The 12,876-nt window shown below is 69.3% G+C and carries 11 protein-coding genes; 10 read left to right on the top strand and 1 reads right to left on the bottom strand.

The features are described 5' to 3' along the window. Nucleotides 1–143: 143 nt before the first annotated feature. Nucleotides 144–1,667 (top strand): class I adenylate-forming enzyme family protein, encoded by a 1,524-nt coding sequence (locus JWS14_RS10850; protein ID WP_206013092.1) that lies wholly within the window; start codon nt 144–146, stop codon nt 1,665–1,667. Beyond that, a complete protein-coding gene (locus tag JWS14_RS10845) occupies nt 1,668–2,411 on the top strand; it encodes an SDR family oxidoreductase (RefSeq protein WP_072939717.1) in 744 nt (247 codons plus the stop codon). It abuts the gene before it with no gap. A 62-nt stretch (nt 2,412–2,473) separates the two neighbouring features. Here JWS14_RS10845 and JWS14_RS10840 read toward each other — a convergent pair whose 3' ends face one another. Continuing rightward, nucleotides 2,474–3,274: a glucose 1-dehydrogenase gene (locus tag JWS14_RS10840; protein WP_206013091.1), complete on the bottom strand. Its 801-nt coding sequence runs from the start codon at nt 3,272–3,274 to the stop codon at nt 2,474–2,476. A 133-nt stretch (nt 3,275–3,407) separates the two neighbouring features. Between JWS14_RS10840 and JWS14_RS10835 the strand changes: the two genes are divergently transcribed. From JWS14_RS10835 to JWS14_RS10800, 8 genes are all read left to right on the top strand, one after another. Then, nucleotides 3,408–4,217 carry an enoyl-CoA hydratase/isomerase family protein gene (locus tag JWS14_RS10835; RefSeq protein ID WP_095862521.1) on the top strand — a complete coding sequence of 270 codons (810 nt, stop codon included), beginning with the start codon at nt 3,408–3,410 and terminating at the stop codon, nt 4,215–4,217. A 52-nt stretch (nt 4,218–4,269) separates the two neighbouring features. Continuing rightward, on the top strand, nt 4,270–5,307 hold the full coding sequence (locus JWS14_RS10830; protein ID WP_206013090.1) for an LLM class F420-dependent oxidoreductase: 1,038 nt from the start codon (nt 4,270–4,272) through the stop codon (nt 5,305–5,307). Beyond that, nucleotides 5,304–6,791 (top strand): acetyl-CoA acetyltransferase, encoded by a 1,488-nt coding sequence (locus JWS14_RS10825; RefSeq protein WP_206013089.1) that lies wholly within the window; start codon nt 5,304–5,306, stop codon nt 6,789–6,791. Before JWS14_RS10830 ends, JWS14_RS10825 begins: the two co-directional genes overlap by 4 nt. Before the next feature lie 86 nt (nt 6,792–6,877). Further along, nucleotides 6,878–7,195, top strand: coding sequence for a hypothetical protein (locus JWS14_RS10820; protein ID WP_095862524.1), 318 nt, complete (start codon nt 6,878–6,880; stop codon nt 7,193–7,195). Next, complete coding sequence (locus JWS14_RS10815) at nt 7,192–7,623, top strand: Zn-ribbon domain-containing OB-fold protein (RefSeq protein WP_172651460.1); 432 nt, start codon at nt 7,192–7,194, stop codon at nt 7,621–7,623. The genes JWS14_RS10820 and JWS14_RS10815 overlap by 4 nt, the downstream gene beginning before the upstream one ends. Next, the gene (locus JWS14_RS10810; protein WP_206013087.1) at nt 7,620–8,804 is read left to right on the top strand and encodes a thiolase C-terminal domain-containing protein; all 1,185 of its coding nucleotides are present in this window, start codon (nt 7,620–7,622) and stop codon (nt 8,802–8,804) included. Before JWS14_RS10815 ends, JWS14_RS10810 begins: the two co-directional genes overlap by 4 nt. Before the next feature lie 27 nt (nt 8,805–8,831). Then, entirely contained in the window at nt 8,832–10,283 is a 1,452-nt protein-coding gene (locus JWS14_RS10805) for an aldehyde dehydrogenase (RefSeq protein WP_206013086.1), read from the top strand. Between the two features lie 49 nt (nt 10,284–10,332). After that, nucleotides 10,333–12,756, top strand: coding sequence for a CaiB/BaiF CoA transferase family protein (locus tag JWS14_RS10800; RefSeq protein WP_206013085.1), 2,424 nt, complete (start codon nt 10,333–10,335; stop codon nt 12,754–12,756). Nucleotides 12,757–12,876 lie beyond the last annotated feature (120 nt).

Raw genomic sequence — 12,876 nt, 5'->3', positions numbered from 1 at the left:
GCGCACCTTGCCGGATTTAACAACAACCTTTAGATTTAGCAGCTGTGACGGGCGGCACAGTGCGACCGTACGCACGAGTCCCTGTCACGGAGAACTTCGGTTTCGATCCCACCGGTCGCGGCCGGGCACACAGGAGGCAATGAATGAGCGGAACCGTGATCGACGCGCTGAATTTCTGGGCGCGGATCGTCCCCGGCCAACCGGCCATCGATTTCGACGGCGACGTCGTCACGTACGCGGAACTGTCGAGGTGGGCCGACGGCGTCGCCCACGACCTCGCGGCGCGCGGCGTCCTGCCGGGCGACCGGGTCAGCTTCGTGGGAACCAACACCCTCGAATGGTGCGCGGCGGCGCTGGGGGCGATGAAGGTGGGCGCCATCGCCGCGCCGTTCAATCAGCGGATGCTCGCCGGCGAGCTCACGGCGCTGGTCGAGGATTGCGAGCCGAAGATCGTCTACTGCGATCAGGCGTACCTTCCCAGACTCGAAGAGGTCCTGAAGGCGCACGACACCTTCTCGATCGCCGTCCTCGAACACGACGTGCGGCCCCTGCGCGGAGGGGAGCACGTGACGTTCCCGACTCCCGTGGTCGACGTCTCGACACCGACCGCGATCGTCTTCACCAGCGGCACCACGGGCAGGCCCAAGGGGGTGGTGTTCACCCATGCGACCATCGCGGGCGAGATGCACGAGTGGTCGCTGATGGAACCCATCCTGCCCAATGGTTTGCGTCCTCTGCTCGTGCTGCCGTTGTTCACCGCGGCCGGCATCATCTGGGGCATCTCCCGCACGGTCATCCACGGCGGCACGCTCTTCCTGCAACCGGGATTCGACCCGCAGGCGGCCCTGCGTGTCCTCGTCGAGGACAAGGCGACGACGCTCACCGGTCCACCCATTCTGTTCGAGCAGATCGCGAAGGTCCCGGGATTCGCCGACGCCGACCTCCGCCACCTCACCACCGCACACGTGGGCGGTGCCCGGGTGCCTGCACACCTGCTGGGGATCTGGCAGGACCGGGGTGTGCAGTTGCGGCAGATCTACGGGCAGACCGAGATCGGCGGTTCCGCCACCGTGATGCCCCGCGACGAGGCGGCCGAGCATCCGGACAAGTGCGGGTGGGGTGGCATCTTCACCAAGATCCGAGTCGTCGACGCGTCCGGAAACGACTGCGCGCCTGGCGAAACCGGGCAGATCCTCCTCCGCGGTCCGGGAATGATGCCGGGCTACTGGCGCAACGAGGACGCGACGAAAGCCACGCTGATCGACGGCTGGTTGCACACGGGAGATCTCGGAAAGCTCGACGAGAACGGCTACCTGACCTACGTGGACCGGCTCAAGGACATGATCATCTCCGGTGGGCTCAACATCTCGCCCGCCGAAATCGAATCGGTGATCAATCAGATCCCCGAGGTCGAGGAAGTCGCGGTGATCAGCGTGCCCGACGCGAAGTTCGGAGAGACTCCGGCTGCTCTCGTGAAGGCGGCGCCGGGCCTGACCGAGGCGGATGTCGTCGAGTTCTGCAATCGGCGCCTCGCCGACTTCAAGGTCCCGCGTTACGTCGTCCTGCTGGACGAGCCGTTGCCGCGGATGGCCAGCGGCAAGATCGCCAAACGGGAACTGCGCGACACATACGCGGACGTGCCGGACACCCACCGGAAGGTGCGCTGAATGACGAACGCGGGTGAACAGAAGGTTGCCGTCGTCACCGGGGGTGGCAGGGGCATCGGTGCGGCAATCGCGCAGCGCCTCGCGTCGGACGGTTTCGCCGTGGCGGTGAACTATTCGCGCAGCGAGACGCATGCGGCCGACGTGGTCGCGAAGATCGTCGCGGGCGGTGGCCGCGCGGCGGCGATCAAGGCGGACATCGGGGACGCGGCCTCCGCCGAGGAGCTGATCTCACGGACCGCCGACACGCTCGGGGCGCCGTCGGTGCTGGTCAACAACGCGGGCATGAACCTCGCCGGCTCGGTCCGCAAGCAGGAACCGGAGGACTGGGATCGCGTGATCGCGGTCAACCTCAGCGGGGCGTTCTACTGCACGCACGCCGCGTTGCCTGCGATGTACGAGAACGGCTGGGGCCGGGTCGTCTTCTTCGGAAGCCCGTCCGGCGGACGGCGGCCGTCGCCCGGGATGAGCGCCTACTCGGCGGCGAAAGCCGGTCTGACCGGGATGACCCGGACGTTGGCGCTCGAGGTCGCGCGGCGCGGCATCACCGTCAACACCGTCGTCCCCGGTTTCGTCGAGACCGACATCATCAGTTCCGGGGGCGACGCCGCCGTCGACGTCCTGGCCGCCCATTGGCCGCGGATCCCGGCGGAGTCCGTGGCGGCGACCGTGTCGTTCCTCGTCAGTGACGACGCCCGCCATGTGTCGGGTGAAGAGGTGGGCGTCTGGCTCGGCGGTCCGGTGTAGGCGCCTCCGGCGCCCGTGCGCGGTTGACGAGTCCCAGGACTCGTCAACCGCGCACAGGTGCGTCAGCGCCTGTAGTTGGTGGGCCACGCCTTCCCGAGGGTCAGGCCCCCGTCGACGACGAGGTTCTGCCCGGTCACGAACGTTGCGTCGTCGGAGACCAGATAGGCGATGGCGCCGGCGATGTCGTGGCCCTCGCCGGCGCGGGGGATCGGCTGGAATGTCGCGAGACCCTGCCGCACGCTGTCGACGCTGGCGTCCAGCGCGTCTCCGTCCAGGCCGGCGCCGTGACCGACGATGCGGGTGGCGACGCCGCCGGGGGTGACCGCGTTGACCCGGACGTGAAATTCCGCGAGTTCGCGTGCGGCGCTGCGGGTCATCTGCAGCACGGCGGCCTTCGCGGCGCCGTACGGGTGCGGGCCGAAGCCGGTGCGCACCCCCGCCACGGACGACACGTTGACCACGGTGCCGAATCCCTGCTCGCGCATCACCCGGGCGGCGTGTTTGGTCCCGAGGAAGGCGCTGCGCGCCAGGACGGCGAACGAGGAGTCCCACTCGTCGACGGTCGTGTCGGCGACGTACGTCCAGGCCCCGACCCGGCCGGCGTTGTTGACCATCGCGTCGAGGCGTCCGAAGCGCTCGGTCGCGACGCGGACCGCGGCCGCGACATCCTCCTCGCGGGTGACGTCGGTGTGCAGGTAGACACCGTGCTCGCCGAGGGCGGCCGCGACCGCCTCGCCGCGTTCGTCGTCGATGTCCGTGACCACCACCCGCGCACCCCGCTCCGCGAGGAGTGCGCAGGTCGCCGCCCCGATCCCGCTCGCTCCACCGGTCACCACCGCGACCTTGCCGTGCAGTTCCGCCATTGTGTTCTGTCCTTTCGCGCCGTCCGTCCGAACTGTGGATCTTGAGGTATTAACCTAAAGGTATTAGCTTGATATGTCGACGGTACCGACACGAAGCGGAGGCCGTCGGAACCACACGAGGGGAAGGCCCCGAATGTCCGAACTGATACTGACCGAGCAGCCGCGGCCCGGCATCCTGCTCGTGCGACTGAACCGACCCGAAGCGCTCAACGCGATGAACGCGGAGATGATCGGCGAACTGCACCGGGTTCTGGCCCGGGTGCGGGACGACTCGACCATCCGGGCGATCGTCCTCACCGGCGCGGGCAAGGCGTTCTGCGCCGGCCTGGACCTGCGTGGGTACGGAACCCCGGACGGCGCCGCGGACGGCGAGGGTCGCCCCCAGGCCGGGCTGCGGGTGCAGAAGCACATCGCCGACCTGGTGGAGGCGTTTCGCGGCGCGCGGCCGCCGATCATCGCCGCGATCAACGGCGCAGCGGCAGGCGGCGGGATGGCGCTCGCGCTGATGGCCGATATCCGCATCATCGCCGACTCGGCCGCCCTGCACGCGTCGTTCATCAAACGTGGCCTGTCCAACTGCGACATCGGGGTCAGCTGGCTGCTGCCCCGCATGATCGGGTTCTCGCGCGCCGCGCAGATCCTGCTCACCGGCCGGACGATCGACGCCTTGGAGGCGGAACGAATCGGAATCGCCTCGTCCGTCGAATCGGAAAGCACCCTGATCGACGCGGCGCTGGGCACCGCCGAGGCGATTGCGCAGAACACGCCGTTCGGGGTGTGGATGACCAAAGAGGTGATGTGGTCGAACCTCGAGGTGCCGAGTCTCCGGGCGGCGATCGACCTCGAGAACCGCACCCAGATCCTGGCAGCCATGACCAAGGACCACCGCGAGGCGGTGAAGTCCTTCCTCGAGAAGCGCCCGCCCGAGTATCTGAATCACTGAACTTCAGCGACCAGCAACACCGGCCCAACGGGGCAGTAAGTGAGGAATACCAGTGAAAGTCGGTATCGCCGCGGGATATTGGGGCTCCGGTCCGCCGCGCAACGTCGACCGCATGCTCGCCGAAGCCGAGGCGCTCGGCGTGGACAGCTTCTGGACGGCGGAGACCTACGGATCGGACGCGCTGACCCCCCTCGCCTGGTGGGGATCACGCACGTCCACCATCACACTCGGGACCGCGGTCTGCCAGATGTCGGCCCGGACGCCGACGGCCCTGGCGATGGCGGCGCAGACGGTCGACCACCTCAGCGGGGGCCGGGTGATCGTCGGCATCGGCGCGTCGGGACCGCAGGTGGTCGAGGGCTGGTATGGGCAACCGTATCCCCGGCCGCTCGAGCGAACCCGCGAGTATGTCGAGATCATGCGTGCGGTGTGGGCCCGGGAGAAGCCGGTGACCTACGAAGGCAGGCACTATCAGCTGCCGCTGGACGGTGGCAGCGGTCTCGGAAAGCCGTTGAAGTCGATCGTTCACCCACTGCGCGAGGACATTCCGGTCTATCTCGGGGCGGAGGGTCCGAAGAATGTCGCGCTTGCCGCGGAGATCGCGGACGGCTGGACCCCGCTGTGGTTCTCGCCCAAGAGCGACGAGTTCTACCGCGCCGCGCTGGCCGAGGGGTTCGGCCGGGACGGGGCCCGCCGGTCGCCGTCGGATTTCGAGATCGCCAACGTGTGCTGGCTGGTCGAAAACGACGATGTGGAAAAGGCGGCGGCCAAGATCAAACCCGTCGTCGCGTTGTACGCCGGTGGCATGGGCGCCAAGGGCGCCAATTTCCACAACGACGTCTTCGCCCGCATGGGCTGGGCCGACGCCTGCGCCGAGATCCAGGAGTTGTACCTGCGTGGACGGCCCGATCTCGCCGCGCAGGCCGTTCCGACGGAGATGGTCGAGGACGTCGCGCTGATCGGGCCTGCCGACAAGATCTGTGAGGACATCGTGAACCGCTGGAAACCCACCTGCTTGACGACGCTGATCCTCGGCGGCTGGCCGAGGCCGGAGAACCGGGAACGCATCCTCGAGGCGGTGATGTCGTGACGCTCGATCCGCGCACCCCGATCCTCGTCGGCGGCGGACAGGTCAACGAGCGGACCGGGGGAGTGGAACCCGTCGATCTGATCGTCGCGGCGGCCCGCGCCGCCGCCTCAGAGGCAGGATCGTCGCGTCTGCTCGAACTCGTCGACTCGGTCCGGTTGATCGGGATGCTGTCGTGGCGGTACCGCGACCCCGGGGCGCTGGTCGGCGAACGCATCGGTGCCGCCGTCCGGCACACCGGGTGCACCGGCAGCGGGGGCAGCGGCCCGCAGGTCCTCGTCAACCAGGCGGCCGAGGACATCGCGGCGGGCCGGGCCGACGTGGTCCTGGTGGGCGGTGCCGAGTCCTGGCGGACCCGGATGAAGTTGCGGTCTCGGGGTGTTCGCCCGGAGTGGACCGTGCAGGACGACTCGGTTCCACCCGCGGAGGTCCTCGTCCCCGAGGTGCCGATGGTCTTCGACGGTCAGTCCAGGATCGGGCTCGATCGGCCCGCCTACGTGTACCCCCTGTTCGAGCAGGCGCTGCGGATCTCGTCGGGGCGGTCGCAGGACGAGCATCGTGCCGCGATCGGCGCACTCTGGTCGGGATTCAGCAAGGTGGCGGCGACGAACCCGCACGCGTGGACCGGCCGTGAGTACACGGCCGACGAGATCGTCACGCCGTCCGAGGACAATCGGTGGATCAGCCGGCCGTACACCAAGCTGATGAATTCGAACAACATGGTGGAGCAGGGCGCGGCGCTGCTCCTCTGTTCCGTCGGCGTTGCCACCCGCCTCGGGATTCCCCGCGACAACTGGGTCTTTCCGCATGCAGGCACCGAGGCGCACGACACGTACGACATCGCCGAACGGGAGGCGCTCGATCGGTCACCCGCCATCCGGCTGGCGGGGGCGCGCGCCCTGGAACTGTCGGGAATCGGGCGGGACGACCTGGCGCACGTGGACGTGTATTCGTGCTTCCCGTCGGCCGTCCAGGTCGCCGCGGCCGAGTTGGGGCTGCCCGTCGACGACCCCGGTCGACCGCTGACGCTCACCGGCGGCCTCACGTTCGCGGGCGGTCCGTGGAACAACTACAGCACCCACGCGATCGCCACCCTGGCGACCCGGCTGCGCGAGGCGCCGGGAACGTACGGGCTGATCACGGCGAACGGCGGCTACCTCACCAAGCACGCGTTCGGCGTCTACCGGACGGAGCCGCCGCGCAGCGGCTTCCGGCGCCAGGACGTTCAGGCCGACGTCGATGCGCTGCCGACCACGCGAGCGCTCACCAGCTATGAGGGGTCCGGCTCGATCGAGTCCTGGACCGTCGTGCACGGTCGCGACGGCGCCCCGGAGCGCGGCTTCGTGGCGGTGCGGACCGGCAGCGGCGAACGCACGCTGGCCACCACGACGGAAGCGGGCGCGCTGGCCCGTCTGGTCGGCGTCGACGTCGCGCGGGACACAGCGGTCGTCGCAGCCGACGGCACGTTCCGGTTCGCGGACGATTGACTCCGGTTTACCTAACGACATAAGGTATAGGAATCGAGGGCATCCGCCGTGAGGTGTGAGGTTCTCACGGAGAAAAGGAGTTTCGAATGTCTGTCGAAGACTTCCGCGAACTGTACGAGCGGCACGTCGGATACGTGGTGTCCGGAGACATGAAGTCCGCACTCGCCGACATGGTTCAGGAGAACCTGCCCGCCGTGTTCGACGGTGTCACCGTTCCCCGCGGCGACGTCGACGGGTTCGAGATCAAGGACGTCCGGGCCGACGGCGACCGCCGCATCGGCGAGACGGTGTACACGACCCCCGGCGGCACGATCGGCCTGCGATCGATCTGGGAGCGTCACGACGGCCGCTGGCTGGCCGCGGCGCTCGAGAACTTCCCCGCCGAAGGAGGGCGTCCGGCATGACGGGAGAACCGTGGGGACCGTCCGCCGACGGCCTCGACCAACCGTACTGGGACGGGCTCACCCGAGGTGAGCTGCGACTCCAGCGTTGCGGCAATTGCGAGACCTGGATCTGGGGACCGCAATGGGTCTGCGGATCCTGCCACACCCTCGACCCGAACTGGGAGTCCGTGACGCCCACCGGGACCGTGTACAGCTGGTCGCGCAGCTGGTACCCGTTCATCACCGAACTGGCCGACCGGGTCCCGTACGTGACGGTCCTGGTCGAACTTCCCGAGGCCGGGCACCGCCGGGTACTCGGAATCCTGACCGGTGACGACACCGACGCCATCCGCATCGGCGACCCGGTCGTCGGGCACATCGAGCACGACGAAGGCGCAACCTGGCCGCTGCTGCGCTGGCGTCGATCCACAGAAGGAGCGCAGGCATGAGTGCACTCACCATGCGCGGGGCGGCCGCCGTCGTCGGCGTGTCCGAATTGCACTACCGCCGCGGCGAGGCCCCGGCGGGTGAACTGAGGATGACGCTCGAGGCGATCCTCGCGGCATGCTCGGACGCCGGCATCTCGCCGCGCGAACTCGACGGATTCGTGTCGTATGCGGGCGGCGGGCACGACGGTGCGGTCATCGGCGGCGCACTGGGCGTCGACGACGTCCGGTGGTCGAACATGATGTGGGGCGGTGGCGGCGGGACGGTCGCTGCCGCGATCAACAATGCCGCCGTCGCGATCGCTGCCGGGCAGGCCGAGTGCGTCGTCGTCTATCGCTCGATGGCACAGGCGGATACCGGGCGGCTCGGCTACGCGAAGTACCACTACGGCCCGCACTTCCTCGCGCACGGCGTCGGATCGCCCGCCCAGGTGTGCGCGCTGCGGACACAGCGACTGCTCGAGCACGACGGGGTGCCGCGCGAGACCATGCGTGCGCTGGTGCTCGCCGCGTACCGGCACGCCCAGAACAATCCGACCGCGCAGGGTTACGGCAAGCCGCTCGACGAGGCGACGTACGAGTCGTCCCGCCTGATCACCGAACCGTTTCACCTGTACGACTGCTCGCGGGAGAGCGACGGCGCCGTCGCGCTGGTGCTGGTCTCCGCCGACCGCGCGAAGTCGCTGCGACCCGATCCCGCGTACGTTCTCGCGGGAGCGCAGGGCGCACCGGGCGGCTACTCCTCGATCATCGACAACGACGACCAGTACGCCACAGCGGGTTTCGCGGGCGCCACCGGACGGCCCGGGGTCGCGGACCGCCTCTGGGCCGCAGCAGGTCTGGGCCCCGACGACGTGGACGTCGTCCAGGTGTACGAGAACTTCAGCGGGCCCGCCGTCGCCGCGCTCATCGACCACGGCCTGGCGCCGTCCGGCCCCGCCGCAGGCGAGGTCCTCACCGTCGACAACCTCACCGCGGGCGTCGGCAAGCTCCCCGTGAACACGAGTGGCGGCAACATCGCCGACTCGTTCGTCAACGGAATGGGGCTCGCGGTCGAAGCGGTGCGGCAGATCCGCGGCACGTCGACCAATCCGGTGGCGCACGCCAAGACGTCGCTGTTCATCGGCGGCCCGATGGCACCGCTCGTCAGTTCGACGCTCTTCGCCCACGAAGACGTGCTGTAGCACCCCGACTCTGTGAGAAGGATCGACATGGACAACATGACCGTGGACCGCGACGCTCTGTTCATCGGTGGCCGGTGGGTCGCCCCGCAGGAGGGTGCCGCGGCCGACGTCGTCGAGGCTGCCACGGAGAAGGTGCTCGGGCGTTCGGCTCTCGCTTCCGCCGCCGACATCGACGCCGCCGTCTCCGCCGCACGCGACGCACTCCGCGGACCGTGGGGTCAGCTCGACAACCGCGCTCGCGCAGACCTTCTCGACGTGTTCGCGTCCGCGCTGAAGAAGCGTGGTCGCGACACCGCGACGTTGGTGAGCCGCGAGAACGGGATGCCGATCTCACTCTCCGCCGGGGTCAACGGTTTCGGACCCGCCGCCATGATCCGCTACTACGCCGCGCTCGTCCGCGACGCGGCGTCCGAGGACATCCGTCCCAGCGCGTTCGGCGGTCGCACGGTGGTCCGGCGTGAGCCGGTGGGCGTCGTCGCCGCGATCACCCCGTGGAACTACCCGCAACCCCTCGCCGCGATGAAGATCGCGCCCGCGCTCGCGGCCGGGTGCACCGTGGTGCTCAAGGCCGCCCCCGAAACCGCGCTCGACGCGTTCGCGTACGCGGATGCCGCCGAGGAGGCCGGTCTGCCTCCCGGCGTCCTGAACATCGTGCCCGCGGGCCGCGAGGCGAGCGCCTACCTGGTGCAGCACCCGGGGGTCGACAAGGTCGCGTTCACCGGTTCGACGGCGGCGGGACGAGCGATCGGCGAGGTGTGTGGCAGGCTGCTGCGCCCCGTCACGCTCGAACTCGGCGGCAAATCGGCTGCAATCGTGGCAGCCGACGCCGACCTGTCCGTGTTCGCCGCGAACCTCGCGGAGGTGTCGCTGGTGAACAACGGCCAGACATGCCATGCGAGTACCCGGATCCTCGCCCCCCGTGCCCGGTACGAGGAGGTCGTCGAGGCGGTCACCGAGACGGTCCGGGGTCTCGTCGTCGGGGATCCCCTCGACAAGGCCACCGGGATCGGGCCGCTGGTCAGCGCCGCCCAGCGCGAGCGCGTGCTCGGCTACATCGAGGACGGGCGCAGCGCGGGCTACCGCACGACGACCGGCGGGGGCGTACCGGATTCGCAGCCGCTCGGCTGGTTTGTCGAGCCGACGGTGTTCGTGGACGTGGACAACTCCGCGCGCATCGCCCAGGAGGAGATCTTCGGGCCCGTTCTGACGATCACCCCCTACACGGACGAGGACGAGGCCGTGGCGATCGCCAACGACTCCGAATACGGCCTGGGCGGCACGGTCTGGACCGCCGACGAGGAGCACGGCCTCGCCGTGGCCTCCCGGATCCACAGCGGGACCGTCGGCGTCAACCATTACGCCCTCGACCTCGACGCGCCGTTCGGCGGCGTCAAGTCGTCCGGTCTCGGACGTGAACTCGGTCCGGAAGGCCTGACCCCGTATTTCGCGACGAAGTCCGTGTACTTCGGAACACGCTGAGTCGAACAGCTTTTCATTCACCATCAGATCTGATCGAACGGAGCAGGCGATGACGCTACCGCTGACCGGTGTCCGCGTACTGGACCTCACCGACGGCCTCGGTGAGTCGTGTGGCCGGTACCTCGCCGACCTCGGCGCGCAGGTGACGAAGGTGGAAGGTCCGGGAGGCGCCCGCTCACGCCGCGCCGAGCCGGTGGTGGACGGGGTCAGCATCCCGTTCGCGCTGCGCAACGCGAACAAGCGGGGGATCGTCGTGGACCTCGACGATCCCGCAGGCCGGGACCGGCTGCGGGAACTCGCCGCGGAGTCCGACATCCTGATCGAATCGCACGCGCCGGGCCTGCTGAGCGAACGCGGAGTGGGCGCGGCCGAACTCTCCGCTCTCGCACCGTCACTGGTGTGCGTGTCGGTCACGCCGTTCGGGCAGACCGGGCCCTACCGGGACTGGGCGGCCACGGAACAGGTGCTGTACGCACTGAGCGGTGTGCTGTCCCGCTCCGGCGCTCCCGGAGCCGAACCCCTGCTTCCTCCCGCCGGCCTGGTGGAGGAGACGGTGGGGATGCACGCCGCCTGGTCGGCGCTGCTCGCCTACTACGACCGCATCCACACCGGTCGCGGCCAGGTCGTGGATCTGTCTGCCTTCGAAGCGCTCGTCCACGGCTTCGATCCCGGTTTCGGGACGCAGGGTTCCGCGGCCGCGGGGCGCTCCGACGACTTCCCCCGGAATCGACCGGACGCGTCGAACTTCTATCCGGTGTTCCCCTGTGCCGACGGCTACGTGCGGATCTGCCTGCTGGCCAAACGGCAGTGGCGGGGAATGTTCGAATGGCTCGGCGAGCCGGAGGAATTCGCCGACCCGAAGTACGACACGATTCCGGCCCGATTCGCCGCCGCCGACGCCCTGCACCCCCTGATCGAGGCGCTGTTCGCGACCCGCACCCGCGACCAACTCGTCGCGGAGGGCGCGACCAGGGGAGTGCCCGTCGGTGGCGTCCTCTCGCTCGGGGAAGTGCTGACGACCGAGCACTTCGACGCGGCCGGTGCCCTCGCGGACCTGGAGATCGCCACCGGGGTGCGCGCCCGGGTTCCGACGGGCTACGTGTCGTTCGACGGCGCACGCGTCGGAATCAGGACCCCGGCGCCCGAGGTCGGGGAGCACGACGCCCAGCCCCAGGCGACGCGGGAGACACCGGCGGGCGAGGCGTCCGGGATGCGGCAACGGGGCACCCGCCCACTCGACGGCCTACGCGTCCTCGACCTGGGCGTGATCGTCTTCGGCGCCGAACTCAGCCGTCAGTTCGCCGACTACGGCGCCGACGTCGTCAAGGTCGAGAATGCCAAGTTCCCCGACGGTCTCCGCCAGTCGAAGCGCGGCGCCGCGCTGGCCGCGTCCGTCGCCTGGGGGCACCGCAACAAGCGCAGCCTCGGTCTGGACCTGCGCAGCCCGGAGGGCGGGGAGTTGTTCCGCCGACTCGTCGCCGAGGCCGACGTGGTCCTGGCCAATTTCAAGCCCGGAACACTCGCGTCGATGGGCCTGTCGTACGACGAACTCGCCGCACTCAACCCCCGCATCATCGTCTCCGAGAGCAGCGCGTTCGGCAGTGTCGGACCGTGGAACAACCGACTCGGATACGGCCCGCTGGTGCGTGCCGCGTGCGGTGTGTCCGCCCTGTGGCGGTACCCCGGGAACGAGGACCTGCTCTGTGACGGCTCGACCGTCTATCCCGATCACATCGCCGCGCACGTCACGGCGATCGCGGTGCTCGCGGCTTTGATCCAGCGGACCCGCACGGGTAGGGGCGCAGCGCTCGAGGTGGCGCAGGCGGACACCGCGCTCGTCCAACTCGGTGCTCAACTCGTCACCGAATCGCTGCGACCGGGTACCGTCTCCGCGCCCGGCAACTCGGACCCGTTCGCCGCGCCGGCCGGGGTGTTCGCCTGTGCGGGTGACGACGAGTGGTGCGTCGTGTCGGTCAGGGACGACGACGACTGGGTGCGACTGTGCGCCGCGATCGGCACGCCCGAACTGGCAGACGTTCCAGCGTTCCGCACCCGGGCCGAGCGGATCCGCAACCGCGTGGACGTCGACGCCGTGCTGGGTGAGTGGCTGCAGACGCGTTCTCCCGCAGCGGCGGTCGCGCAGTTGCAGGCGGCGGGAGTGCCCGCCGGGATGATGCTGCGACTTCCCGAACTGCTCACCGATCCGCACCTGGCGGCCCGCGACGCCTACACGGTCACGCATCACGCGTTGCTTCCGAAGGCGTTGCCCACGGCGGCCCGCGTCGCGCGCTTCTCGGCCATTTCGGATCCGCCGCTGCGCCAGGCTCCGGCCGCCGGGCAGCACAGCCGGGAGATCTGTGAGGAGCTGCTGAACATGACGACCGCCGAGGTGGATCGTCTCGTGGACGACGGAATCCTGCAACCGCCCGTCACGGATCCCCCGCTCGAGGTGGCCGCCTCCACCTCGAGGTGACACACGAGTGGATTCGACAGCGGCCCGGGTCACCCTGGGCCGCTGTCGAATCACGCCCATGTCACCGGTGTTCCGGTGAGGTCGAAATACCGAAGGTAAAGCCTAGACAAACCTAATGGC

Origin of the sequence: Rhodococcus koreensis, from assembly GCF_017068375.1 — a bacterium.
Taxonomy (GTDB): domain Bacteria; phylum Actinomycetota; class Actinomycetes; order Mycobacteriales; family Mycobacteriaceae; genus Rhodococcus_F; species Rhodococcus_F koreensis.
The sequence above is the reverse complement of the archived record's forward strand: the minus strand, read 5'-3'. Positions and strand labels throughout refer to the sequence as shown.

Excerpts from the sequence above, each read along its gene's own strand:
- JWS14_RS10850 (WP_206013092.1), top strand. The coding sequence starts at position 144 with ATGAGCGGAACCGTGATCGACGCGCTGAATTTCTGGGCGCGGATCGTC.
- JWS14_RS10845 (WP_072939717.1), top strand. The coding sequence starts at position 1,668 with ATGACGAACGCGGGTGAACAGAAGGTTGCCGTCGTCACCGGGGGTGGC.
- JWS14_RS10840 (WP_206013091.1), bottom strand. The coding sequence starts at position 3,274 with ATGGCGGAACTGCACGGCAAGGTCGCGGTGGTGACCGGTGGAGCGAGC.
- JWS14_RS10835 (WP_095862521.1), top strand. The coding sequence starts at position 3,408 with ATGTCCGAACTGATACTGACCGAGCAGCCGCGGCCCGGCATCCTGCTC.
- JWS14_RS10820 (WP_095862524.1), top strand. The coding sequence starts at position 6,878 with ATGTCTGTCGAAGACTTCCGCGAACTGTACGAGCGGCACGTCGGATAC.
- JWS14_RS10815 (WP_172651460.1), top strand. The coding sequence starts at position 7,192 with ATGACGGGAGAACCGTGGGGACCGTCCGCCGACGGCCTCGACCAACCG.
- JWS14_RS10810 (WP_206013087.1), top strand. The coding sequence starts at position 7,620 with ATGAGTGCACTCACCATGCGCGGGGCGGCCGCCGTCGTCGGCGTGTCC.
- JWS14_RS10805 (WP_206013086.1), top strand. The coding sequence starts at position 8,832 with ATGGACAACATGACCGTGGACCGCGACGCTCTGTTCATCGGTGGCCGG.
- JWS14_RS10800 (WP_206013085.1), top strand. The coding sequence starts at position 10,333 with ATGACGCTACCGCTGACCGGTGTCCGCGTACTGGACCTCACCGACGGC.